Below are 23,213 nucleotides of genomic sequence, written 5' to 3'. Positions count from 1 at the left end.
TGCTTCCCCTGATCACCCGACCGCTGCTGCTCGCCGGGCGCTGGACGCTGTAATCGAATCCGTCACTGGCGCTCTCAAGGCTGGCGACTCCGTTGTTCTGGTTGGTTTCGGTACGTTCTCCGTGACTGATCGTCCAGCTCGCATCGGTCGTAACCCACAGACTGGTAAGACACTGGAAATCGCTGCAGCCAAAAAACCAGGTTTCAAAGCCGGTAAAGCACTGAAAGAAGCTGTCAACTAAGTTTGATTCAGGTTTTTGCCTATCCGGGTCGGGGTCATGCCTGACCTGGCAGCGGAGCGGTAGTCCAGCCAACAAGTCGTTGATCTGAGACACCGAGGGTCGCAAGTTCGAACCCTCGGTCCGCTCCGCCAGTTACGAGAAGGCGCATCCCCGGATGCGCCTTTCTTCTATCCGGATTCTACCCACGCTCCACGGTTGCCTAATTTTGAAGTTCAACCGTTTCTGGGGGACGCATGCTGCAGAATATCAGGGACAATTCACAAGGCTGGATTGCCAAGACCATTATCGGGGTCATCGTTGCATTGATGGCTTTGACCGGTTTCGACGCTATTTTCAAGGCCACGACGCACAGCAATGATGCGGCCAAGGTCAACGGCGAAGAAATCAGCCAGAACGAGCTGAGCCAGGCCGTCGATATGCAACGCCGTCAGCTGATGCAACAGCTGGGCAAGGATTTCGACGCCTCCTTGCTTGACGAAAAAATGCTGCGCGAATCGGCCCTCAAAGGCCTGATCGATCGCAAACTGTTGCTGCAAGGCGCAGAAAAATCGAAATTCGCTTTCTCCGAAGCCGCTTTGGACCAGGTGATCCTGCAGACGCCTGAATTCCAGGTTGACGGCAAGTTCAGCCCCGAGCGTTTCGACCAGGTGATCCGTCAGCTGGGCTATAGCCGTATGCAATTCCGCCAGATGCTGGCTCAGGAAATGCTGATCGGTCAGCTGCGTGCTGGCCTGGCCGGCAGCGGTTTTGTCACCGATGCTCAGGTTCTGGCCTTCGCCCGTCTGGAAAAACAGACCCGCGATTTCGCGACCCTGAACGTCAAGGCTGATCCGGCGGCAGTGAAACTGACCGACGATGAGGTCAAGGCTTACTACGACGAACACGCCAAGGAATTCATGACGCCGGATCAGGTGGTCATCGACTACCTGGAATTGAAGAAGTCTTCCTTCTTTGATCAGGTCGCCGTCAAGGACGAAGACCTGCAAGCGGCGTATCAGAAAGAAACCGCCAACCTGGCCGAACAACGCCGGGCTGCGCACATTCTGATCGAAGTGAACGACAAGGTGACCGAGGCGCAAGCCAAGGCCAAGATCGAAGAAGTGCAGGCGCGCCTGGCCAAAGGCGAGAAGTTCGAGGCGTTGGCCAAGGAATTCTCCCAGGATCCGGGTTCGGCGAACAACGGCGGTGACCTCGGTTACGCCGGTCCTGGTGTCTACGATCCAGCGTTTGAAAAAGCCCTGTATTCGTTGACCAAGGATCAAGTGTCGGAGCCAATCCGCACTGACTTCGGTTTCCACCTGATCAAGCTGTTGGGTGTTGAAGCGCCGGAAGTTCCGACGTTTGCCAGCCTCAAAGCCAAGCTGACCCGTGAGGCGAAAACCCAGCAGGTCGAGCAGCGTTTTGTCGAGGCGACCAAGCAACTGGAAGATTCGTCGTTCGAAGCCTCCGACCTGGCCCAGCCAGCACAGGACTTGAAGCTGACCGTTCACACTTCCGCGCCGTTCGGCCGTGAGGGTGGCGAAGGTGTTGCGGCCAACCGTGCCGTGGTCACTGCCGCGTTCAGTCCTGAAGTGCTGGATGAAGGTGCCAACAGCACCGCCATCGAGCTCGATCCGGAAACCGTGATCGTGTTGCGCGCCAAGGAGCACTTGAAGCCTTCGCAATTACCGCTCGAAAGCGTTGCCGCCAGTATCCGTACGCAATTGGCCAAGGAGCACGCGAGTGCTGCTGCCAAGACCAAGGCTGATGAGTTGATCGCCAGCCTGCGCGATGGCAAGACTCCGCTGGACAAGGCGATTGACGGCCAGAACTGGAAAGTTACCGCGGCCGCCACTCGCGCGCAGGAAGGGGTTGACCCAACCGTGCTGCAAGCACTGTTCCGCATGCCCAAGCCTGCCGCCAAGGACAAGCCGACGTTCAGCAGCGTGACCCTGGCCGACGGTAGCCTGGTGATCGTGCGCTTGAACGGCGTGAACGAAGCCGCGGCGCCGACCGATGAAGAGAAAGCTCAATACCGTCGCTTCCTCGCATCGCGCATTGGCCAGCAAGACTTTGCGGCCTACCGCAAGCAGTTGGAAGGCGAGGCTGACATCAAGCGTTATTGATGGCTGATTGAGTTTCGCGCTACACAAGAACCCCGGTCGAAAGGCCGGGGTTTTTTGTGGGTGGAGCAAAAGATTGCTCTGCCCATCGGTAATTCACGAAGATATGCGACTTTTCCCGCATATGACGGTCAACACACCTGTAACCGTTTTAAGACACTAATCGATGCGCACCTAAGCAACGATCTGTTGCACAATACGCCCCGGACTGTTTTCTCTCAGGATGTTCAATGTTTAGATCAATTCCCATGCGTGTTGTAGGGCTGGCCCTGGTGCTGGCCGTTGCTGCCGGTTGTTCGTCGAAAAAAGCCGCCATCTATGAGCATGAGAACTTCGACGACTCCGGAACATTTTCACGCAGCTACCCGGTAACCGATGCCCAGACCTGTGAAGCCGCCCGTCGTGCGTTGCTGAGCCAGGGCTACATCATCACCAGCAGCGATCCGAAACTGGTCAGCGGTCACAAGAGTTTCCAGCAAACCGGCGAGACCCACATGGAGATCAGCTTCAGTGTGGTCTGTGCCGATGATGGCTCCGAAGGGCACCACGCGACCATGTTTGCCAACGCCTTGCAGGATCGCTACGCGCTGAAGAAGACCAACAACTCTGCCAGCCTCGGTGTCGGCGTGTTGGGTTCGGTCTCGATGCCGATCGGCTCGTCCGATGACTCGATGGTCAAGGTCGCCAGCGAAACCGTGTCCTCGGCCAAGTTCTACGAGCGTTTCTTTACCCTGGTTGAGTTGTTCCTGCCGGCGGAAGCGAAGAAAGCGGCGCACATTGTCGAGAAGCCGAAAACCGACCTGGGTGTGCCTGAAGCCAAGGCTGCCCCGGCCGCACTGGCGCCAACACCGGCACCCGCCGCAGAACCTGTAGCGGCGCCGGCACCTGCTGAAGCGGCTCCAGTCAGCTCGGAGCCGGTTGCACCGCCGCCGGAAGCGGCACCGATTGCTCCTGCTGAATCGTCCGAACCGGCGCCAGCCGCCGAGACCATCACGCCGCCGACGCATCCGGATAACATGCTGCCCCCAAGCGAGCCCATCCCGGCCCAGTAAGCGATCCGGGCGTTACGGGAGCGTGTCAGACGACACGTATCCCGTAATGGCCATCAAGCTTGACCCACGTCAAACCAGGCCCTTTTCCTACGACCTGTATCGAAAAAATCCTGTGATAAATTCCTGGCCACCTGCTACGTTTTATTCAGTAGCGGAAGAGTGTCGTGTGAACGTCATTTTTCTTTCACGCGGGCACTTTATGCTCAAGGCGCTGGTCACTTGATCAGGCCATTTTCAATGAGTGACAGGGGGAACATCACAATGGACGATTATCAAGAAGAGTTGCTCGAGTATTCGGCGTTTGAACTGGATCCGCTGGAACCTGCCGAAGACGCTACCGAGCTTTAAGCCTTCACGCGGAGTGGCGATGACTGCGGCGATACTCGCCGGGTGTCTGGCCGTTCCAGCGCTTGAAGGCCCGTTGAAAGGCTTCGGCTGAGGCAAAGCCCAGCAGATAGGCGATTTCCCCGAACGCCAGTTCGGTATCGCGAATGTAGGTCATGGCCAGGTCGCGGCGAGTGTCGTTGAGAATTGCACGGAACTGCGTGCCTTCCTCGGCGAGTTTGCGACGCAAGGTCCAGGTTGGCAGCTTCAGGCGTGCCGCCACTTCTTCCAGGTCGGGTTCCCGGCCGCCATTGAGCAACGGCCCCAGCAACTGAGTGACCCGTTCACGCAGGCTGCGGGTGCGTGTCAGCTGTTCCAACTCCCGTTCACACAATTGCAGCAGGTGCTTCCAGGTACTCGGGCAATGCTGCGGGTTGCGCTGGGCGAGGCTGGCCAGGCTCAGGCGCAGTTGATTGTGCTCGGCGCCAAACTGGATTGGGCCGTCGCCCAACACATTGTAGGCATCGCGATAATCCGGTTCGTCGAATTCGATCTCGATGCGTTCGGCGCGCAGCGAGGCAGGGCTCAAGCTGGACAATTGCTGCAACCAGCCCGCGATGATCGAGTCCACCACAAAACGGTTGTAGGCGTTGTAAGGGCTGATGGAATAGAACCGCAGCCACGCACCTTTGGCGTCTTCGTGAAAGCTCGACTGGCCGCGATAGTTGGAACCGTACAAGGCTTCGAAGCGAATCAGGCAGCGCGCCGCTTCCCGCACTGTCGGCGCCTGGGCGGCGGTGACACCAGCCAGACCGGCCTGACTCAAACGACTGAGCTGACCCATGCGCAAGCCCAGCGCCGGATCGCCGGTCAGTTGAATCGCGCCGTGGCCCAAGCGCATGTAGCGCGGGATCGACAACCGCGCGCAGGCTTCACCGAGGCGAGCGGCGTCGAGGCCGTACTGATCGAGCAAGGGTTGAGGATCGGCGCCATGGCTGCGCACGGCATCGGCCAGGCTGTGCACGAAGCCCACCGACAAATCCCCGAGGCGCATCGGCTGCGGCTTCATTGTTTACAACCAGAGGTTCAGCAAGCGTGCGCCACGGGTATCGCCGTCGGCGGAGTGCTGACCATTGCTGCTGAGAAAACTCTGTCCGGCGCTGCCCTTGTCCCAGAACTGCCCGCGCAGGAACACGCTCATTCCCGCGATGGCCTGGCTGCTGGGAGGCTGGGCGATCAGGGTCAGACGATGCCAGGCCTGGCCTTCGCTGAGTTCGCCGGCCTTGAGGCTGACGGAGCCGGGTGTCGACGCACCTTTATAACCGCGCCACGGTTTGTCCCACGTGCCGTGCCCGACCACGAATGCCGGCACCGCCACCAGTTGCGCACCCTGTTCGTCGAGCTTGCGGTAGTTGTCCGGGTACCAGCTATCGCTGCCGATCAGGATCCCCAGGCGCCCGGCCGGGGTGTCGATCACATTGACCGTGTGCTCGGTGTTGGCGGCAAGGGTGCCCTGTTCATCGAAGATCGGGTGCATCTGGCGTTGCGGCTGGCCAATCGGCAAACCGTCGCGACCGAACACTACGCTGCTGTTGTACAAGGCGCCGTGACCGATTTTCAGGTTGCCATCGATGACGCTGGGCTCAGGCAACACGATGGAACCGGCCACCAGCGTGATGTGGAATTCTTTCGCCAGCCCCCCGAACAACGCCTGGTAATCCTTGGCCATGCCTTTGGCTTTCATGCGCAGGTGAGCGTCATCAAGACGATTGGTGCCCGTGGCGCTGATCAGGGCGCGGACGAACTGCAACGGATTGCTCGCCGCCAGCCAGTTCATCGCTTCCTTGAGAGTGCTGGCCTGGTACAGCTCATCTTTCTCGCCGCTGACCATCAGCCAGGTGCCGACATGTTCCGGCAGCACGACGATGGTTTTCTCGTTCAGCAGGCCCTGGTCCTGGGCCTTTTGCAGATAAGCCGCGAGCTTGCGGTGCAGGCGCTCGGGGCTTTGGTAGTCGGTGGGGAACAGCTCGGGCTGGATGCCCAGCAGGTTGCCGCGATCGGCCGGGGTGCCTTGATCCACGGCCAGATTGATCCGCAGGTCCGACAGGTAATGACCCACCGGACGGTCCGCGGCCCACATGGCGTAGGTCGTAAGAGCGGCGACCAGCGCCATGGAAAAGGTCAGGTACAGAAGTTTGCGCATGGGAAAGCAGTCAACAGCCGTGTGCAGGATTCGTTGACTAGGGTAGGGCGCTCGTTGGCGCTTGCCAAGGGGCGCTGCGCATTTGGATCAATAAGTTGTCAGTTTGGGTCATTGAGTGACAGCGGTGCGACTCTTAGTCTGTGGCACATGACTGACGGGGGCCGAAGAGCTCCTGCACTTTTTCCGTGATCGCTCGATGTGGAGTTACCGATGGCCGCCGCTCATTACCCGCACCTGTTGGCCCCGCTGGACCTGGGTTTTACCACGCTGCGCAACCGCACCCTGATGGGTTCGATGCACACCGGCCTGGAGGAAAAACCCGGCGGTTTCGAGCGCATGGCGGCGTACTTTGCCGAGCGTGCTCGCGGAGGTGTTGGCCTGATGGTCACCGGCGGTATCGGCCCGAACGATGAGGGCGGCGTGTATTCCGGCGCAGCCAAGCTGACCACCGAGGCAGAAGCGCTCAAGCACCAGATCGTCACCCGCGCGGTGCACGAGGCGGGCGGCAAGATCTGCATGCAGATTCTCCACGCCGGTCGTTATGCCTACAGCCCGAAACAAGTAGCGCCGAGCGCGATCCAGGCGCCGATCAACCCGTTCAAGCCGAAAGAGCTGGACGAGGAAGGCATCGAGAAGCAGATCAGCGATTTCGTCACCTGTTCGGTACTGGCGCAAACCGCCGAGTACGACGGCGTCGAGATCATGGGTTCCGAAGGTTATTTCATTAACCAGTTCCTCGCGGCCCACACCAACCACCGCACCGACCGTTGGGGCGGCAGCTACGAAAACCGCATGCGCCTGCCGGTGGAAATCGTGCGTCGAGTGCGTGAAGCGGTGGGGCCGAACTTCATCATTATTTTCCGTCTGTCGATGCTCGACCTCGTTGAAGGCGGCAGCAGCTGGGAAGAAATCGTCACCCTGGCCAAAGCCATCGAAAAGGCCGGCGCGACGATCATCAACACCGGCATCGGCTGGCACGAAGCGCGGATTCCGACCATCGCCACCAAAGTGCCGCGTGCGGCGTTCAGCAAGGTCACGGCCAAGCTGCGCGGTTCGGTGAGCATTCCGCTGATCACCACCAACCGCATCAACACCCCGGAAATCGCCGAGCAAATCCTCGCCGAAGGCGATGCCGACATGGTCTCGATGGCGCGGCCATTCCTCGCCGATTCGGATTTCGTCAACAAGGCTGCTGCGGGGCGTGCCGATGAAATCAACACCTGCATTGGCTGCAACCAGGCTTGTCTCGATCACACCTTCGGCGGCAAGTTGACCAGTTGCCTGGTCAACCCGCGGGCCTGCCATGAAACCGAGCTCAACTATTTGCCGGTGCAACAGATCAAGAAAATCGCCGTGGTGGGTGCCGGGCCTGCGGGTCTGTCCGCTGCCACCGTGGCCGCCGAACGCGGGCATTCGGTGACGCTGTTCGATTCGGCCAGCGAAATCGGCGGCCAGTTCAACATCGCCAAGCGTGTGCCGGGCAAAGAAGAGTTCTTCGAAACCCTGCGCTACTTCAACCGCAAGTTGCAGACCACCAACGTCGAGGTCTGCCTGAACACCCGCGTCGATGTGGCGCAACTGGTGGCCGGCGGTTACGACGAAATCATCCTCGCCACCGGCATCGCGCCGCGCACCCCGGCGATTCCGGGTGTCGAGAACGCCAAGGTGTTGAGTTACCTGGACGTGATTCTGGAGCGCAAACCCGTCGGTAAACGCGTAGCGGTGATCGGCGCTGGCGGTATCGGTTTCGACGTCTCGGAGTTCCTGGTTCACGAAGGCGTGGCCACCAGCCTGGACCGCGCGGCGTTCTGGAAAGAGTGGGGCATCGATACGCACCTTGAGGCTCGCGGCGGTGTGGCCGGCATCAAGGCCGAGGTCCATGCACCGGCCCGCGAAGTGTTCCTGCTGCAACGCAAGACCTCCAAGGTCGGCGATGGCCTGGGCAAGACCACCGGGTGGATTCACCGCACCGGTCTGAAGAATAAAAAGGTGCAGATGCTCAACAGCGTCGAATACCTGAAGATCGACGACGAAGGCCTGCACATCCGCATCGGCGAAACCGGCGAGCCGCAAGTGCTGGCGGTGGACAACATCGTGATCTGCGCCGGGCAGGACCCGCTGCGTGAGTTGCAGGAGGGTCTGGTCGCGGCGGGGCAGAGCGTGCATTTGATCGGCGGCGCGGACGTGGCGGCGGAGCTGGATGCGAAGCGGGCGATCAATCAAGGGTCGCGCTTGGCGGCTGAGTTGTAACAGGCAGGCCAAGCGTGCCAATGGCTTTCGCGAGCAAGCCCGCTCCCACAGGTGACCGCATTCCTCTGTGGGAGCAGGCTTGCTCGCGAAGGCTGCCTATGAGCGACTAGAATACCGGCTCTTTCCCCAGAGCCGGCCTCAATGCTTCTCCCTTCCAATGACTGGCTACCCCAGGCCCCGCTCAACCCCCTTTACCTCGACTGGCTCACAGCGGCCGGCATAGAAGTCGCGATCCTGCGCCTGGACCTGATCGACCCGCTAATCAGCGGCAATAAGTGGTTCAAACTCATCGAACACCTCAACACCGCCGACCGAGCCGGTGCCGACGGCATCATCAGCCTCGGGGGCGCTCACTCCAATCATCTGCACGCCTTGGCCGCCGCGGGCAAACGCCTGGGTTTCAAAACCGTCGGTCTGCTGCGCGGTCATCCACAAGACACCCCGACCGTGGGGGATTTGCAGGACTTCGGCATGCAGTTGCACTGGCTCGGCTACGCCGGTTATCGCGCGCGGCATGAGCCGGATTTCTGGCAACCCTGGCTGGAGCAATACCCGACGCTGCAAGCGGTGCCGGAAGGGGGCGGCGGTTTGCGTGGGGCGCAGGGCTGTATGCGGCTCAAGGACCAGGTCTGCGAGCAATTGAAGGGATTGGGCTGGAGCGACTACGACGGTTGGTGGCTGGCCTGCGGAACCGGCACCACACTCGCCGGACTGGTGCTGGCCGAGGCGGGCGGGCATCCGGTTTACGGCGCGTTGGCCGTGCCCGACGATCACGGCGTGGCGCAGCAGGTTGAAGCGATTGTGCGGGAGGGCGGCTTGGCGGAACCGGCGTATGAACTGTTCGACGCCAGTCGTGGCGGGTTTGCCAAGGTCGATCCGCAGTTGCTGGAATTTATCGAGCAGACCGAACAGGCCAGTGGCATTCCTTTGGAGCCGTTGTACACCGGCAAGGCGTTGTTGGCGCTCAAGCAGCAAGTCGAAGCGGGGAGATTTCTCAGGGGGACGCGGCTGATCTTCATCCACACCGGCGGCTTGCAGGGCCGACGCGGATTCAACTGACACCACAGATCCAATGTGGGAGCGGGCTTGCTCGCGAAGGCGGTGTGTCAGTCAGCACATGTACCGACTGACCCGACGCCTTCGCGAGCAAGCCCGCTCCCACAAGGGTTTTTGCGTTGGTTTCAGGTATTGCGACTGACCCGCTTCGGCATCATCCGCAACAACGTGTTATCCCCCACCACATAATGGTGATACAGCCCGGCCACGGCATGCAGGCCGATCAGCCAATAGCCGATGGTGCCGCCGAGTTCATGCCAACCCTGGATTCGCTTGGCCAGCATCTTGTCTTCCGACACCAGCAACGGCAGGTCAAACCCGTAGAACATCACTTGATGGCCCTTGGCGCTGGTGACCAGCCAACCGAGAAGCGGCATGGCGATCATGAACAGGTACAGCACCCAGTGCATCAACTTGGCCAAAGTGGTCTGCCAATGGGGTGAAGCGGGGAAGATCTGCGGCGCCGGGCCCAGGCTGCGGGCGAACAGCCGCAGCCACACCAGAACAAACACCGTCAGGCCCAACATGAAGTGCGATTCGGTGATCAGCGCCCGGCCACCACTGCCTTTGGGAAAGATCCCGCGAAATTCAATGCAGGCGTAAACCAGAATCAGCAGCACCAGCATCAGCCAGTGCAACGCGATCGACACCGTGCTGTAGCGTGAGTCGGAGTTCTTCCAGGGCATACGGGGCTCTCCACAGGTCAATGCTCAAAGCGCCGTTCTTGTGCGGCACTGTGCTTTAACTGTAATCCTGTTTTGCGGATTTGCCTGAGGCGATTTGCCCGTTCAATGCTCTGGTTCAGGTAATTGACAACAAAAAAGCGTGTGGGAGCGTGGCTTGCTCGCGAAGGCGTCTGACCAATCAACTTCGATGTTGAATGTTCGGACGCCTTCGCGGGCAAGCCACGCTCCCACAGGGTAGGCGGGGAATCAGTTGGTTTGCGGCATCTCGCCGTTGGCCAGGCGCTTGTTGATATCGGCGATCACCTGGGGCAAATCGGTGATGGTGTCGATCATGTAGTGCGGCCGCGAGCCTTCGAACATGGCATGAATACGCTTGCGCTCGCTGGCCAGTTCCTCGCTGCCGAGGGCTTGATAACCCGCGTAATCCAGCCCCAACGCATTGCCGGAGCAGATCAGCGCCACGGTCCACATGCCGGCACGGCGACCTTCAAGGATGCCCGGCACGGTGTCGTCGATCTTCACGCACGCCGCGACATCGTCGATGCCCAGGGCAATTACGTTGGCCAGGGCCTGCGCCGGCCATGGACGGCCATTCGGCACTTCGTCGGTGGCGACCACGTGATCGGCGACGTAACCGTTGGTGGCGGCCAGTTCCACGACCTTGTCCATCACCTGTTTCGGGTAACCGGAGCAGGAACCGATCTTGATGCCTTGCTGGCGCAGGTTGGCGATGGTTTCCAGGGCGCCGGGGATCAGCGCCGAGTGCTCGGCGATTTTCTCGATTTGCAGCGGCATGAAGCGTTTGTAGATGGCGGTGACGTCATCGTCGGTCGGCGTGCGGCCGAACGCCTTGCGATAACGCTCGGCGACTTGCGGCTGATCGCACAGGGTGCGGATGTGGTCCCACTTGCCCATGCCCATCGGCCCGCGAGCTTCTTCGATGGAGACCTGGACGTCGAACTCAGCGAAGGCCTCGACAAAAATCTGGGTGGGCGCGAACGAGCCGAAATCGACCACGGTGCCGGCCCAGTCGAGGATGGCGGCCTGGAGTTTGGTTGGGTTGCTGTAGTTCATGGTGATTAAGTCCTGTGGCAACTGGCTAATGGGTTGGCTGCTCTGTGTGGGAGTGGGCTTGCTCGCGAAGGCGGCGTGTCAGTCGACATCTTTGCTAAATGACGCACCGCTTTCGCGAGCAAGCCCGCTCCCACAGGGGGATTGCGGTGTGGTTCAGATGTCGAGGACTTCCATTTCCTGCAACACCTCGGCAATCGCCGCCACCGCCGCGTGCATCTCGGCCTGGTTGACGTGGCCGATGCAGCCGACGCGGAAGGTTTCGACCTGGGTCAATTTGCCGGGGTAGAGGATGAAACCCTTGGCCTTGACCCGTTCGTAGAATTCCTTGAACTGGTAGCGCGGGTCTTTCGGTGCGTGGAAGGTGACGATGATCGGTGCCTGGATCGCGGCGGGCAGGAAGCTGCGCAAACCCAGTGTGGCCATGTCCTCCAGCAGCACTCGGCAGTTGTCGGCGTAGCGCTGATGCCGCGCCGGCAAGCCACCTTCTTCGTTGTATTGCAGTAGGGCTTCGTGCAGCGCCGCGACCACGTGGGTCGGCGGGGTGAAGCGCCATTGGCCGGTCTTGGCCATGTAGGTGTGCTGGTCGAACAAATCCATCGCCAGGGAGTGCGAGTTACCGGCGGCATTCGCCAGGGATTCCTTGCGAGCGAAGACAAACCCCATCCCCGGCACACCTTCCAGGCATTTGCCCGAAGCGGCGATCAGTGCGTCGAACGGCACCTGTTGCGCGTCGATCGGCAGGGCGCCGAAGGAACTCATGGCGTCGATGATCAGGCGTTTGCCGTGTTGCGCAATGACCTGGGCAATCTCCGGCAGCGGGTTGAGGATGCCGGTGCTGGTTTCGCAGTGAATCAGCGCGATGTGGGTGATGCTCGGGTCAGCCCGCAACAGGCGATCCACATCGGCGGCGGTGGTCGGTTCGTCTTCGGCGGTTTCGAAGGTGCTGAACGGGCGGCCCAGTACTTCGCAGATCTTCGCCAGGCGCTTGCCGTAGGCGCCGTTGATCAGCACCAGGACTTTGCCGTCGCGAGGCACCAGCGTGCCGATCGCCGCTTCGACAGCGAAAGTGCCGCTGCCTTGCAGGGGCACGCAGTGGTGAGTGCCGGCGCCGTTGATGATCGCCAGCAGTTGTTCGCAGAGGCTGGCGGTCAGTTGATTGAAACGGTCATCCCATGAACCCCAGTCGACCATCATCGCCTGGCGGGTGCGGGCCGAAGTCGTCAACGGGCCGGGGGTGAGCAGGATGGGTTCGGCAGTACTCATTCACGTGTCCTCGCAATCGATGGGATGAAGCTACGGGGCTTAAATTGCAATTTGCCGTCGCATCAATCAAATTGTTTATTGTTATGCCAGCCATCAGTGAGAGTTATTCATGAACCTGTTCCAGCTCCGTGCGTTCGACGCGGTGGCCCGCGAGGGCAGCTTTACCCGGGCCGCCGCGCGGTTGTTCATCAGCCAACCGGCGGTCACCGGGCACATCAAGGCGCTGGAGGAGCACTACCAAATCACCCTGTTACGCCGTACCGCGCGACGGGTGGAGCTGACGGAAGAGGGCACCAAACTGGCGGCGATTACCCGGGCGATGTTCGGCCTGGCCGAAGAGGCGCAGGTGATGCTGGAGGCCAACCGGCAGCTGCTGACCGGGCGCCTCGAAGTGGCGGCGGACGGGCCGCACATGGTCATGCCGATGCTCGCCAGCCTGCGGGCGCGCTATCCGGGGATCACTGTGAACCTGCGTTTGGGCAATGCTCAGGAAACCCTGGCGGCGTTGTTGTCCGAACACGCCGACGTCGCGGTGTTGACCGAAGTCGAGCCGCGCAAAGGCCTGCATCTGCAAGCGCTGAGCGAATCACGGATTTGCGCGTTGGTGCCGGCCGCGCATCCGTGGGCGCAGCGTTCGAAGGATGTGCGGATTAAGGAACTGGACCAGGTAATCATGGTGTTGCGCGAGCCGAGTTCGATTACCCGGCGCACGTTTGACGAGGCGTGCAGTCAGGCGAAAGTCAGTCCGCGGGTGTTGCTGGAACTGGACAGTCGTGAGGCGGTGACTGAGGCCGTTGCGGCGGAGTTGGGCGTTGGCGTGGTGTCGTCGGTGGAAGTCAGCCATGACCCTCGGGTGGTGGCGGTGCCGATTGTGGGGGAGGGGTTGGTTAATCGGCACATGATCGGGTGCATGGAACGGCGGCGGGAATTGCGCTTGATTCGGGCGTTTTTTGATTTGGCGCCAGGCTGTTAGACCGAGGTGCGGCCTTCGCGAGCAAGCCCGCTCCCACAGGGGATTTGCGCCGGACACAGGATATGTGGCCAGCATCAATCCCCTGTGGGAGCGTGGCTTGCCCGCGAAGAGGCCAGACCTGCTTACGCCAGACTCTCGCGCACCATCTCCAAAAACGTCGCCACCACCCGCCGCGAACTCTGCTCGCGCAAGCACACTAGCGTCTCCGTCAGCCGTCGCTTGCAGTCGGTAATCGGCAACGCACACACCCGCGAATCCGCACCAAACTCCGCCGCTGAAACCACGCCAACACCAATCCCCACCACCACGGCTTCCCGCGCCGCTTCCCGGCCTTCCACCTGAATCGCCGGGCGAATCCGAAACCCGGCGCCGGCCATTTCTTCTTCCAGGGTCTGGCGCGTCACCGAGCCAATCTCCCGCAGCACCAACGGTGTGTCATCCAAGTCTGCCAGGCAGATGGATTCACGATCCGCCCAGGGATGATTGCGCGAGACGAACGCCACCATCGGGTCATTGCGCAGCGGCAACGAGATCAATCGTTCATCGCTGACTTCCCGCCCCAGCAACGCCAAATCCGCCTGATAGTTGAACAGCCGAAACAGCGATTCGTCGGTGTTGCCGGTTTCGATCTTCACGCTGATGCCGGGGTAGCGCTCGCAAAACCGCGCGATCTGCGGCAGCACATGCACCGGCGCGTCCACCGCGAGGATCAAGCTGCCGGTTTGCAACGCCCGGGAGTCCTGCAACAACTCCTGGGCTTCGGCCTCGATGACGAACAAGCGCTGGGTGATGCTCAACAATCGCTCGCCCAAATCCGTCAGGCGTACTGAGCGTTTGTTGCGGTGAAACAGCAACACACCGAAGCGTTCTTCGAGTTTGCGCACCTGGTCGGAAATCGCTGGTTGCGTGAGGAATAGCCGCTCGGCGGCTTTGGTGAAGCTTCCGTGAACGGCGACGGCGTGGAAGGCTTTGAGCTGGGCGTGGGACACCGACATCGAAACCTCCAGTAACAAGCTGAGCTTATATTGGAAATACGATAAATCGATTTCACTTATTAATCAGTAATTGTTTTTATCGGCCTCAGCCCCGGTGACTGGTCAGTCGAACAGCCTCGGGTGCCATGAGCCTGCGGGTGCAACAGCAGGACTCATCTGACCGGTATCGCCTCAGGGAAGCAGCGATATCGAAGTGCTCAACAATAAAAAAACAGGCGTTATTTCTCAATTTCTGCCGGCACACTCACACCCTGAGGTCAGAACCACCATGAACAAGCACATCGGCACCATCAAGCGTTGGCGCGTGCAGATTTTCGCCATCACCTGGCTCGCTTACGCCGCTTTCTATTTCACCCGCAAAGCATTTTCCGTGGCCAAACTGGGGATCGCCGAAGATCCCACCTTCATGCTCGACAAAATGGCCATGGCCAACCTCGACGCGATCTATCTGACGGCCTACGCCATCGGCCAATTCACCTGGGGCATTCTTGCCGACCGCTTTGGCCCTCGGGTGGTGGTGCTCGGCGGCTTGCTGATTTCTGCGGCGGCGGCACTGGTGATGGGCAGTTTCGCCACGCTGCCGATCTTCGCCACCTGCATGCTTATTCAGGGTTTGGCGCAGTCCACCGGATGGTCGGGGCTGTGCAAGAACCTTGGCAGTTTCTTTCCCGCTGAGCAGCGCGGTCGGGTGCTCGGGTTGTGGAGTTCCTGCTACGCCTTTGGCGGATTGGTGGCGTCGCCGTTCGCCGGTTGGTGGGCGTATACGCTGATCGGCTCCTGGCATGCGGCATTCATTTCCAGTGCGGCGGTGGTTGGGCTGGTCGCCGTGCTGTTTTTTATTTTCCAGCGCAACAAACCGGAAGACGTCGGCTTGCCCGCCGTGGAGCCGGAACCGGAGTTGAGTGCCGAAGAGACTTACGCACAAAGCAAAATCAGCGTGTGGGAGCCGTTGAAGGAAATCCTGCGCAACCGCACCGTGCTGGTTCTGGGGCTCTCGTACTTCCTGTTGAAACCGGCGCGCTACGCGATTCTGTTGTGGGGCCCGGTGATTGTTTTCGAACAAATGCCCTCCGTGGGCAAAGTCGGCGCGGCGATCATTCCGACCTCGTTTGAACTGGCCGGGCTGCTCGGGCCGATCATGATCGGCCTGGCCTCGGACAAACTGTTCGGCGCCCGACGCATGCCGGCCTGTGTGATCAGCCTGTTGGCGCTGACGGTTTCCCTGGCGCTGTTCATGGGCGCCTTGCACACCGGCAGCGTGTTGCTGGTGGTGGCGTTGTTGTTCGTGATGGGCCAGACCCTGTACGGCCCGGACTCGATGATCAGCGGCGCGGCGGCGATTGATTTCGGCACCGCCAAGGCCGGCGCCACGGCGGCGGGTTTTGTGAACGGCTGTGGCTCAGTCGGGGCGATTCTCGGCGGCTTGCTGCCGGGCTATTTCGACTCGGTCACCGTGTTCATCATCTTCGCCGGTTGCGCGATGTTCTCGGCCTTCGTGCTGATCCCGCACTGGAACAGCCGCCCGGCTGGCCTGAGTCTCGATTGCGCCTTCGTGCCCAACCAACCGATGACCATCAAACCCCTGCGTACCTGAGGAAAACCCCATGAGACCTTTCTGGCTGGACCAAGCGCTGGCGGCCGAGTCCTGCGCGCCGTGCGAGCCACTGACGGGCGACACCCGCGCCGACGTGTGCATCGTCGGCGGCGGCTACACCGGACTGTGGACCGCGATCATGCTCAAGGAGCAAAACCCCGAGCTCGATGTGTTGCTGATCGAGGCCGATATCTGCGGTGCTGGCGCCAGTGGGCGCAACGGTGGCTGCGCGCTGTCGTGGTCGGCCAAGTACTTCACCCTGGAACGTTTGTTTGGCGTCGAAGAAGCGGTGCGGTTGGTCAAGGAGTCGGAGCGCAGCATTTATGCGATCGGCACCTTCTGCGAACAGTACGGGGTGGATGCCGATTACCGCCTCGATGGCACGCTCTACACCGCGACCAACCGCGCCCAATGCGGCTCGACCGACGCGGTGATCGCGGCGCTGGAGCGCAACGGCATCAACTCGTTCACGCAACGGCCCGTGGCGGATGTACAGCGCATGGCCGGCTCCGGTAAACACCTGGAAGGCTGGTTTTCCCCGGCGGCAGCCAGTGTGCAACCGGGCAAACTGGTGCGTGGCTTGCGCCGGGTGGCGCTGCAACTCGGTGTGCGGATTCATGAAAACACCGCGATGACCGGGTTGGAGGAAGGTAAACCGGCGGGGATTGAAACCCCGAACGGCACGATTCGCGCGGATCGGGTGGTGTTGGCGATGAACGCCTGGATGGCCCGGGCGTTCCCGCAGTTCGAACGCAGCGTGGCGATTGTCTCCAGCGACATGCTGATCACCGAGCCACGCCCGGAACTGCTGAATGAAATCGGTTTGACCAGCGGCGTCACGGTGCTCGATTCACGAATTTTCGTGCACTACTACCACAACACCCCGGACGGCCGGATCATGCTCGGCAAGGGTGGCAACACCTTTGCCTACGGCGGGCGGATGCTGCCGGTGTTCGATCAGCCGTCGCCTTACGCCGGGTTGTTGCGCAACAGCCTGGCGGACTTCTTCCCGGCGTTTGCCGAGGTCAAGGTCGAGGCCACGTGGAACGGTCCTTCGGATCGTTCAGTCACCGGGTTGCCGTTCTTCGGCCAGATGAGCACCAGCGGCAACGTGTTTTATGGCTTCGGCTATTCCGGCAGCGGGGTTGGGCCGTGCCACATGGGCGGGCAGATTCTCGCCTCGATGGTGCAAGGCCTCGACAACCCGTGGACCCGTTCGCCACTGGTCAACGGGCCGCTGGGTTACTTCCCGCCGGAGCCGATTCGTTATCTCGGCTCGTTGATGGTGCGCAATGCGATTCGGCGCAAGGAGCGCGCCGAAGACCACGGGCGTCGGCCACGGCATTTGGATGTGCGCCTGGCGAAATTCGCGGCGGCGGCGGGGAAGGCGGATAAAGGCTGATCGTCAGGGCAGGTCCGGGCGATTGACCAGCCAATCAAACAACAAACGCGTATCGCCGCGTGATGTTGGCGTATGCGCCGGTGGTGCGTTTTGAACGCTGGCTCCGGCGCAAATAACCGGGCGATCCGGGTCACTGTCGAGAAAGCTGACGAACACCTCACTCCCGGCAGCAGGCAGCCCGGACGCGCCCACGGCCACCGGCAGCCAGATACCGACAGAGTCTTGGGCATCTGAGCCCGGCCACAAGCCGACCTGTATCCGACCCTGTTCATCCAGCGCCGCCGGTTGCCCCGACTCACCCAGCACCCGCGCCGGTTGATAGCCGGGGATGCTCGGCCTGGGGTGTTTGAGCGCGGGCCGGAACACCGTTGACCAGGGAGTTGCGCTGAACCGGTTGCCATAGCCGGGCGTTTCAAACGGCTCGTCCGCGAGGATCGAGGGTTGTTGCCCTTGATGCTGTATGTCGGTCAGCAGCCATTGATCGTTGAAACTCGACACCGGGTGTTGCTCCACTTGCACGATCCGGCCGCTAAGCAACCCGGTCTCATCGCTTTGGCCGTGGACCTGCCGCTGCTGGCAGCGCAGCCGTTCCAGCGTTCGGCGGCTGCGCTGATCGCGGTGCAATTGCCCGGTCGCGAGACGGTTGTTGATCGCCGGTTTGCCGGTCAGCGGATGATTCGCCGCACCGAAACTGGCCGCGCCGGCGCTTCTGTCCTGAGCCTGCGTATGTGGAAGGATCAGCGGCGAATCATGGCGCTGGAACAATTCGCGAATCGCGGCAAACGCCGGTTCGTCGAGGGGATTGTCGTGGAAGGGTGTCAGCACCGGTTCCTGGGGGAAACTCAGACCGTCATCGGCCAGCACCAGCACATGCCCGTCGTGGCGATGTTCGAAGTGATAGTGGATGCCTTCTTCTTCGCAGAGTCGATGCAGCAAGGTCAGGTCGCTTTCTTCGTACTGAATGCAAAAGGGCCGGACCGGGTAGTGCCCGGTGCCCAGTTCAAAACGGTAGCTGTGCTCGGGCAGGGCGTGTTCCTCGAATAATTGCCGCAGGATCGCCGGCACGCTGAGGCGATGAAACACCCGGCGGACAGGTTGTTGTTCGAGGTTTTGCAGATGCGGCACCAGCACCAGGCGGTAGCCGATCCGCTGCGGACCGCGATGCTCGCGGCTGGCGCTGTGGAGAATGCCGTGAAAACCCCGATCGTCACCCAGGCTCAGATAGGCCGGTTGTTGCAGCAGTCGGTCGAAGTTCATGGCCGGGGCCAGGCCGATCACTTCGATGTCGAACCGATAGGGCTGGTTGAGGCCCTCACGGCCGTTGAACTGCAACACCTGCAAACTCAAATCAGCCTCGACGAGGGTCAGGGTGAAGGGACTTTCCTTGTCGTTGTGCATCGAGTGGGCTTCTGCCTTGAAATACGAGGCGCAGAGGGTACGAAACCGCGGCCCTGAATAGTCATCGCAAATCGACTTTTCAGAATCGCCCTACAAGCCCTGTTGAAGATGTCGACAGGTCACGTCGCTAAACAGGATGGAATTTTTGGTCGATTGCCAACTTTAGGCCGTATAAACTTGCCGCCATGCGTCGGCCAATAGATGTCTCGGCGCCACAGATCAAGAGAGTGAGTAATGGGCGCACAGTGGAAGGTTAAACACAAAGAAGCGGCATCCAACGCCAAGGGTAAGATCTTCGGCAAACTGGTGAAAGAAATCACCATTGCTGCGCGTAACGGTGCCGATACTGCCACCAACGCACACCTGCGCCTGGTGGTCGAGCAGGCCAAGAAAGCCTCGATGCCCAAGGAAACCCTGGATCGCGCGATCAAGAAAGGCGCGGGCCTGTTGGGTGAAACCGTGCAATACCATCGCGTGACCTACGAAGGCTTCGCCCCGCATCAGGTGCCGTTGATCGTTGAATGCGTGACCGACAACATCAACCGCACCGTGGCGGAAATCCGCGTGGCATTCCGCAAGGGCCAATTGGGCGCTTCCGGTTCGGTGGCCTGGGACTTCAACCACGTCGGCATGATCGAGGCGTCCGCGGACAGCCCTGACGCCGACCCGGAAATGGCCGCCATCGAAGCCGGCGCCCAGGATTTCGAGCCAGGGGAAGAAGAGGGCACGACCCTGTTCCTGACCGAACCTACGGACCTCGACGCGGTGCAGAAAGCCCTGCCGGAGCAAGGGTTCACCGTGTTGTCGGCCAAGTTGGGTTACCAGCCGAAGAACCCGGTCAGCGGGTTGAGCGATGAGCAAATGGCTGAAGTCGAAGCGTTCCTGGAAGGCCTCGATAACCATGATGATGTGCAGGATATGTTTGTCGGGTTGGCGGGTTAAGCATTTGAAGCATTGACGGCTCTGTTGTCTGACAGGCCGTCTTCGCGAGCAAGCCCGCTCCCACAGGGGATTTGTACTGGTCACACATATTGTGTACGACACAAATCCCCTGTGGGAGCGGGCTTGCTCGCGAATGGCCGCGAAGCGGTCACCGGTTATTCAGTTCCCGCACAATTTCGCTAAACCCTGGCCGCGCCAGCACATCAGCCTGACAGCAGCGCCGCCCCAGATCCTCCAGCGCCACCCGATCATCATCGCTCAACCCCGAATCAATCCGAGCCAGCAATTCCCCCAGCAACACCCCGAACGCCCGCACTTCGATCCGTTGCAGTGCACGGGTTTCAAGCGTGTCCGTCGTGGCATGAAACGACGCCCCGCCAAAGTCCCCCAGCAAACAATCCCCGTGCTCGTTCCACAAAATGTTATGGGCGTAGAGGTCGCCGTGGGTGATGCCTTGCTGGTGCAGATGTTCCGCCGCCGATGCCACGCCACGGGCCATGCGCAAGGCCACCGTCGCCGTGAAACGGGTGTCATCGGCGTAAACATCACGGCTGCAGGAATCCAGGCTCGGCAACCCGGCGAGATTGCGGTAACTCGGGTCAATCAGTTGCATCACCAGCCCGGCCTGGGCCTGCGGATGTCCGACGATGCGCCCTTCGACGCGAATCAGATTGGGGTGCAGCCCGGCGGTGATGCAGGCGTTCATTTCATGCAGCGGCGAGCCATCGCTGGTCATTTCGCCTTTATAGAGTTTCACCGCGACCTGGGTGGCCGGCTGCTGCTCGCGTTGCCACGTGGCGCGATGGATCACACCGGAAGCGCCTTCACCGAGTTTTTGTTCCAGATGCAGCGCTGACCACGGGATGCTCGGCGTGGCATCGAGGGCCGTGGCATCGGCTTCGGTTTCCAGCGGGTTACCGGCGTAGGCCAGCCAGGTCAGGGCCGGCAGGTTCAGCAGCCACTCGGGCAGTTCGGTAAAGCGATTGGCCGAGAGACGCAGCAGTTCCAGCCGATGGAGCTGCACCATGCTCTTGGGTAAGTGCTGCAAGTGATTGCCGGACAACATCAGTTTTTGCATCAGCGGGCGCTCGCCCAGCTCGGTCGGCAGTTCGCTGATGCAGTTGTCGGTCAGGATCAGCCAGCGCAACAGCGGCGGCAGCGCGGCCCCCGACACCCGTTCGATGCGGTTGGCCCGGAAGCCAATCATGCTCAGCGCAGTGCATTGGCCGAGGCAGGCCGGCAACTCGGTGAACCGGTTGTCCGAGCAGAACACAATGCGCAAGCGGGTCAGGCGGTGCAGGTCGTCCGGCAGGCTGCTCAGGGCATTGCCGCTGAGGTTGAGAATCTCCAGCGAATCCGCCAGGTCGAAGATTTCCCGGGGGAACTCCGTGAGGCCGCAGGCCAGGTCCAGTCGAGTGATGCCTGCCAGCTCGCCGGCCCGCAGTTGTGCAAGGGTATTCATGAACGGGTTCGCTATTGATCGGGAGGGAGGACGCGGGGTCCTGGAAATGGGCTGCATGATAGCGGGAAGTTGTGGTGTCGGTCAGGGCGCCTTCGCGAGCAAGCCCGCTCCCACATTGGATTTATGTACGCCGCAAGTCCCCTGTGGGAGCGGGCTTGCTCGCGAAGAGGCCAGTAGCCGCCCCGAAAGTCATCGGTCAAACCGGCTCCCGGACTTCCACCAACTGCCCCAACCGACTCCGCGTCCGCGCCAGGTCAATCGCATCCCCATCCAGGCTTTCGCGCAACGACCGTTGCCCCAACAGAACCAGGTGCTTGTCCTGATCGTACAAAACGTCGATCAAGTTGATAAACCGCTGTTGCGCCGCGATCGAACAACCGGCCAGGCTCGGCAATTCATCGATGATCCAGTGATCGAAGCGCCGGCACAGTTCCAGGTAATCCATCACCGCCGTGGGGTGATCGCACAAATCGCTGAAAGTAAAACCGACGGTGCGTCCTTCGCAGTACCGCGCCGGCAGATGCCGGGTGCCAACGGGCAACGCGAGGGTGGCGGCGCTTTCCGGCAGGTTCAATCGCTGGCGCTGATGCGGCGTCGCCGGCCAGACATATTGGCCCTGTGTAAACACCTGATGGATATGGCTTCGCGCCTGGCTTCTATAGTCGTGGGGGCCGCCGACTTCCATGACTTGCATGCGCGTGTTGATCAAGTCGATCACTGGTTTGAAACGCGCGTGGTAGAGCGGGTTGGGCAGCAAGCCTTCCGGCGGGTAATTGGACGTCACCAGCAGCAGGATGCCCCGGCGGAACAGGGCCTTGAACAGCCGGGTGATCAGCATTGCATCGCCGATGTCGTGGACGTGGAACTCGTCGAAACACAACACCCGGCAATCCTGCAGCAGCTCATCCAGCGTCGTCGCCAAGGCATCGGGTAGTTCGCGATGCTTGAACATGCCCTGATGCAATTGCGCGAAAAACTCATGAAAGTGCAGGCGCTGTTTTTGCGCGAGGGGGATGGCCTGGAAAAAGCCGTCCAGCAGCCAACTCTTGCCGCGCCCGACAGCCCCGTGCAGGTAGAGGCCGGGCAGGGTTTTCGTCGGCGTCCCCAACAGCGTCGTGGCGTGTTGGGCCATGCAGTCGATCACGCGCTGCTGGCTGTGGCTGAGGGTGTAGCCCTGGGCAAGTGCCTTGTGCTGGAAGTAGTCATGGATCACCCGATGACTGGCGTTGGCCGGCGCAACAGCCTTTCCGAGTAAACGCCGCAAGGCAGGCCAGCGCGGTGTAAGTCGCGAACGGATTGGCGGTCGAATGGCCACGATACTGTCACCCCCGGGTTCTTCAGGCCGGCTCACCGAGCTGCGGCGGCGTAGTGTAACCAGATGGGGAATCGCCCTACCACTCGTGTTGACATCGTGATGGCGCAGTGAGACAGAAATCTGCGGCGTGTACAGCTTATTTGCCGAAGGTGTGTCGGCGTTTTTCCAACAAATCGATACATATTCACTCATTTTTGATGGATCCAATGCGTCCGGCTGACTGGCGAATTCCCGATGCGTTGCTACCCTGATTTTCAGGAGTCACCCCTCACAAGGAACGGGGCCGTGAACGGACGTTGGTTTTTGGCAATCCTGGGCATGATGCTCGGCACGCAGGCATTGGCGGCAGAACTTCAGGTGCAAGTGCGCGTCGATGTACAGCGTGGCTGTCAGTTGGTCGGGCAACAACGCAGTGCCGGCGTCGAGCAACTGGGCGTGCTGGATTTCGGCAGCACCGCGCGGCTGGACGATCCGGGTGGCCCTTTGAGCGCCGCGCTGATGAGCGAACGTCTGCCACGCCTGGAATGCAATCCCGACACGCCCTATCAATTACGCGTCGATGGCGGCCAGCACGGTGGCGTCGGCGATGTGCGCTACATGGCGGGTGCCGCCGAACACAGCAAACCCATTCCTTATCGGCTCTATCAGGACCCTGCGCGGTTGATCCCGCTGGCGGTGAACGTCCCGGTGAGCGGCCGCGTGCCGGACAGTGGTTCCGTGGATTTACCCTTGTATGCCCGTATCGAACGACTGGCGGAGATTCCCCGTGTCAGCCGTTATTCAGACCTGGTGAAAGTAACGGTCACCTGGTAGCAGCAACTGTGCAACTTGCCCCCGACGGAGTCGGGTGGCGCAGGGAAGGGGACGTTCCTCGTTGAACG

General features: G+C 61.0%; 19 protein-coding genes. 10 read left to right on the top strand and 9 right to left on the bottom strand.

Annotated elements, in window-relative coordinates; translation table 11 throughout:
- From ACIQY3_RS13940 to ACIQY3_RS13930, 3 genes are all read left to right on the top strand, one after another.
- Positions 1 to 241 (top strand): HU family DNA-binding protein (locus ACIQY3_RS13940; RefSeq protein ID WP_403020220.1); only part of this gene is annotated, 241 nt, incomplete at its 5' end.
- A 233-nt stretch (positions 242 to 474) separates the two neighbouring features.
- Entirely contained in the window at positions 475 to 2,346 is a 1,872-nt protein-coding gene (locus ACIQY3_RS13935; protein WP_403020217.1) for a SurA N-terminal domain-containing protein, read from the top strand.
- Positions 2,347 to 2,573: 227 nt separating this feature from the next.
- Complete coding sequence (locus tag ACIQY3_RS13930; RefSeq protein ID WP_403020215.1) at positions 2,574 to 3,395, top strand: DUF2242 domain-containing protein; 822 nt, start codon at positions 2,574 to 2,576, stop codon at positions 3,393 to 3,395.
- A 352-nt stretch (positions 3,396 to 3,747) separates the two neighbouring features.
- On the opposite strand, the gene ACIQY3_RS13925 is transcribed toward ACIQY3_RS13930, so the two are convergent.
- A complete protein-coding gene (locus ACIQY3_RS13925) occupies positions 3,748 to 4,788 on the bottom strand; it encodes an AraC family transcriptional regulator (protein WP_403020212.1) in 1,041 nt (346 codons plus the stop codon).
- A 3-nt stretch (positions 4,789 to 4,791) separates the two neighbouring features.
- A complete protein-coding gene (locus ACIQY3_RS13920; protein WP_403020209.1) occupies positions 4,792 to 5,922 on the bottom strand; it encodes a carbon-nitrogen hydrolase family protein in 1,131 nt (376 codons plus the stop codon).
- A gap of 210 nt (positions 5,923 to 6,132) precedes the next feature.
- Between ACIQY3_RS13920 and ACIQY3_RS13915 the strand changes: the two genes are divergently transcribed.
- Positions 6,133 to 8,172: an FAD-dependent oxidoreductase gene (locus tag ACIQY3_RS13915; RefSeq protein WP_403020206.1), complete on the top strand. Its 2,040-nt coding sequence runs from the start codon at positions 6,133 to 6,135 to the stop codon at positions 8,170 to 8,172.
- A 141-nt stretch (positions 8,173 to 8,313) separates the two neighbouring features.
- A complete protein-coding gene (locus ACIQY3_RS13910; protein ID WP_403020203.1) occupies positions 8,314 to 9,231 on the top strand; it encodes a 1-aminocyclopropane-1-carboxylate deaminase/D-cysteine desulfhydrase in 918 nt (305 codons plus the stop codon).
- Positions 9,232 to 9,353: 122 nt separating this feature from the next.
- On the opposite strand, the gene ACIQY3_RS13905 is transcribed toward ACIQY3_RS13910, so the two are convergent.
- The 3 genes from ACIQY3_RS13905 to ACIQY3_RS13895 form a co-directional block, all read right to left on the bottom strand.
- Complete coding sequence (locus ACIQY3_RS13905; RefSeq protein ID WP_403020200.1) at positions 9,354 to 9,914, bottom strand: cytochrome b; 561 nt, start codon at positions 9,912 to 9,914, stop codon at positions 9,354 to 9,356.
- A 246-nt stretch (positions 9,915 to 10,160) separates the two neighbouring features.
- Positions 10,161 to 10,988, bottom strand: coding sequence for a phosphonoacetaldehyde hydrolase (gene phnX, locus ACIQY3_RS13900; RefSeq protein WP_403020198.1), 828 nt, complete (start codon positions 10,986 to 10,988; stop codon positions 10,161 to 10,163).
- A 153-nt stretch (positions 10,989 to 11,141) separates the two neighbouring features.
- Complete coding sequence (locus tag ACIQY3_RS13895; RefSeq protein ID WP_403020195.1) at positions 11,142 to 12,251, bottom strand: 2-aminoethylphosphonate--pyruvate transaminase; 1,110 nt, start codon at positions 12,249 to 12,251, stop codon at positions 11,142 to 11,144.
- Between the two features lie 109 nt (positions 12,252 to 12,360).
- Here ACIQY3_RS13895 and ACIQY3_RS13890 point away from each other — a divergent pair, with 109 nt between their 5' ends.
- Positions 12,361 to 13,224 (top strand): LysR substrate-binding domain-containing protein, encoded by an 864-nt coding sequence (locus ACIQY3_RS13890; protein WP_403020192.1) that lies wholly within the window; start codon positions 12,361 to 12,363, stop codon positions 13,222 to 13,224.
- 122 nt (positions 13,225 to 13,346) lie between these two features.
- On the opposite strand, the gene ACIQY3_RS13885 is transcribed toward ACIQY3_RS13890, so the two are convergent.
- On the bottom strand, positions 13,347 to 14,219 hold the full coding sequence (locus ACIQY3_RS13885) for a LysR family transcriptional regulator (RefSeq protein WP_290026365.1): 873 nt from the start codon (positions 14,217 to 14,219) through the stop codon (positions 13,347 to 13,349).
- Positions 14,220 to 14,487: 268 nt separating this feature from the next.
- Here ACIQY3_RS13885 and ACIQY3_RS13880 point away from each other — a divergent pair, with 268 nt between their 5' ends.
- Positions 14,488 to 15,813, top strand: a complete 1,326-nt coding sequence (locus tag ACIQY3_RS13880) for an MFS transporter (RefSeq protein WP_403020187.1) — start codon at positions 14,488 to 14,490, stop codon at positions 15,811 to 15,813.
- A 10-nt stretch (positions 15,814 to 15,823) separates the two neighbouring features.
- Positions 15,824 to 17,215, top strand: coding sequence for an FAD-dependent oxidoreductase (locus tag ACIQY3_RS13875; RefSeq protein ID WP_403020183.1), 1,392 nt, complete (start codon positions 15,824 to 15,826; stop codon positions 17,213 to 17,215).
- 3 nt (positions 17,216 to 17,218) lie between these two features.
- Here ACIQY3_RS13875 and ACIQY3_RS13870 read toward each other — a convergent pair whose 3' ends face one another.
- A complete protein-coding gene (locus ACIQY3_RS13870; protein ID WP_403020180.1) occupies positions 17,219 to 18,613 on the bottom strand; it encodes a type VI secretion system Vgr family protein in 1,395 nt (464 codons plus the stop codon).
- Positions 18,614 to 18,847: 234 nt separating this feature from the next.
- Here ACIQY3_RS13870 and ACIQY3_RS13865 point away from each other — a divergent pair, with 234 nt between their 5' ends.
- Positions 18,848 to 19,555: a YebC/PmpR family DNA-binding transcriptional regulator gene (locus ACIQY3_RS13865; protein ID WP_054053813.1), complete on the top strand. Its 708-nt coding sequence runs from the start codon at positions 18,848 to 18,850 to the stop codon at positions 19,553 to 19,555.
- Positions 19,556 to 19,703: 148 nt separating this feature from the next.
- On the opposite strand, the gene ACIQY3_RS13860 is transcribed toward ACIQY3_RS13865, so the two are convergent.
- Together ACIQY3_RS13860 and zapE are read right to left on the bottom strand one after the other, a co-directional pair.
- Entirely contained in the window at positions 19,704 to 21,017 is a 1,314-nt protein-coding gene (locus ACIQY3_RS13860; RefSeq protein WP_403020175.1) for a leucine-rich repeat-containing protein kinase family protein, read from the bottom strand.
- A gap of 196 nt (positions 21,018 to 21,213) precedes the next feature.
- Positions 21,214 to 22,332 carry a cell division protein ZapE gene (zapE, locus tag ACIQY3_RS13855; protein ID WP_403020172.1) on the bottom strand — a complete coding sequence of 373 codons (1,119 nt, stop codon included), beginning with the start codon at positions 22,330 to 22,332 and terminating at the stop codon, positions 21,214 to 21,216.
- A gap of 318 nt (positions 22,333 to 22,650) precedes the next feature.
- Between zapE and ACIQY3_RS13850 the strand changes: the two genes are divergently transcribed.
- Positions 22,651 to 23,145 (top strand): spore coat U domain-containing protein, encoded by a 495-nt coding sequence (locus ACIQY3_RS13850; protein WP_403020483.1) that lies wholly within the window; start codon positions 22,651 to 22,653, stop codon positions 23,143 to 23,145.
- Positions 23,146 to 23,213: the final 68 nt, after the last annotated feature.

It is taken from the genome of Pseudomonas sp. NPDC096950 (assembly GCF_044762525.1).
Classification (GTDB): Bacteria; Pseudomonadota; Gammaproteobacteria; order Pseudomonadales; family Pseudomonadaceae; genus Aquipseudomonas.
The sequence above is the reverse complement of the archived record's forward strand: the minus strand, read 5'-3'. Positions and strand labels throughout refer to the sequence as shown.

Excerpts from the sequence above, each read along its gene's own strand:
- ACIQY3_RS13935 (WP_403020217.1), top strand. The coding sequence starts at position 475 with ATGCTGCAGAATATCAGGGACAATTCACAAGGCTGGATTGCCAAGACC.
- ACIQY3_RS13930 (WP_403020215.1), top strand. The coding sequence starts at position 2,574 with ATGTTTAGATCAATTCCCATGCGTGTTGTAGGGCTGGCCCTGGTGCTG.
- ACIQY3_RS13925 (WP_403020212.1), bottom strand. The coding sequence starts at position 4,788 with ATGAAGCCGCAGCCGATGCGCCTCGGGGATTTGTCGGTGGGCTTCGTG.
- ACIQY3_RS13920 (WP_403020209.1), bottom strand. The coding sequence starts at position 5,922 with ATGCGCAAACTTCTGTACCTGACCTTTTCCATGGCGCTGGTCGCCGCT.
- ACIQY3_RS13915 (WP_403020206.1), top strand. The coding sequence starts at position 6,133 with ATGGCCGCCGCTCATTACCCGCACCTGTTGGCCCCGCTGGACCTGGGT.
- ACIQY3_RS13910 (WP_403020203.1), top strand. The coding sequence starts at position 8,314 with ATGCTTCTCCCTTCCAATGACTGGCTACCCCAGGCCCCGCTCAACCCC.
- ACIQY3_RS13905 (WP_403020200.1), bottom strand. The coding sequence starts at position 9,914 with ATGCCCTGGAAGAACTCCGACTCACGCTACAGCACGGTGTCGATCGCG.
- phnX (WP_403020198.1), bottom strand. The coding sequence starts at position 10,988 with ATGAACTACAGCAACCCAACCAAACTCCAGGCCGCCATCCTCGACTGG.
- ACIQY3_RS13895 (WP_403020195.1), bottom strand. The coding sequence starts at position 12,251 with ATGAGTACTGCCGAACCCATCCTGCTCACCCCCGGCCCGTTGACGACT.
- ACIQY3_RS13890 (WP_403020192.1), top strand. The coding sequence starts at position 12,361 with ATGAACCTGTTCCAGCTCCGTGCGTTCGACGCGGTGGCCCGCGAGGGC.
- ACIQY3_RS13885 (WP_290026365.1), bottom strand. The coding sequence starts at position 14,219 with ATGTCGGTGTCCCACGCCCAGCTCAAAGCCTTCCACGCCGTCGCCGTT.
- ACIQY3_RS13880 (WP_403020187.1), top strand. The coding sequence starts at position 14,488 with ATGAACAAGCACATCGGCACCATCAAGCGTTGGCGCGTGCAGATTTTC.
- ACIQY3_RS13875 (WP_403020183.1), top strand. The coding sequence starts at position 15,824 with ATGAGACCTTTCTGGCTGGACCAAGCGCTGGCGGCCGAGTCCTGCGCG.
- ACIQY3_RS13870 (WP_403020180.1), bottom strand. The coding sequence starts at position 18,613 with ATGCACAACGACAAGGAAAGTCCCTTCACCCTGACCCTCGTCGAGGCT.
- ACIQY3_RS13865 (WP_054053813.1), top strand. The coding sequence starts at position 18,848 with ATGGGCGCACAGTGGAAGGTTAAACACAAAGAAGCGGCATCCAACGCC.
- ACIQY3_RS13860 (WP_403020175.1), bottom strand. The coding sequence starts at position 21,017 with ATGAATACCCTTGCACAACTGCGGGCCGGCGAGCTGGCAGGCATCACT.
- ACIQY3_RS13850 (WP_403020483.1), top strand. The coding sequence starts at position 22,651 with ATGATGCTCGGCACGCAGGCATTGGCGGCAGAACTTCAGGTGCAAGTG.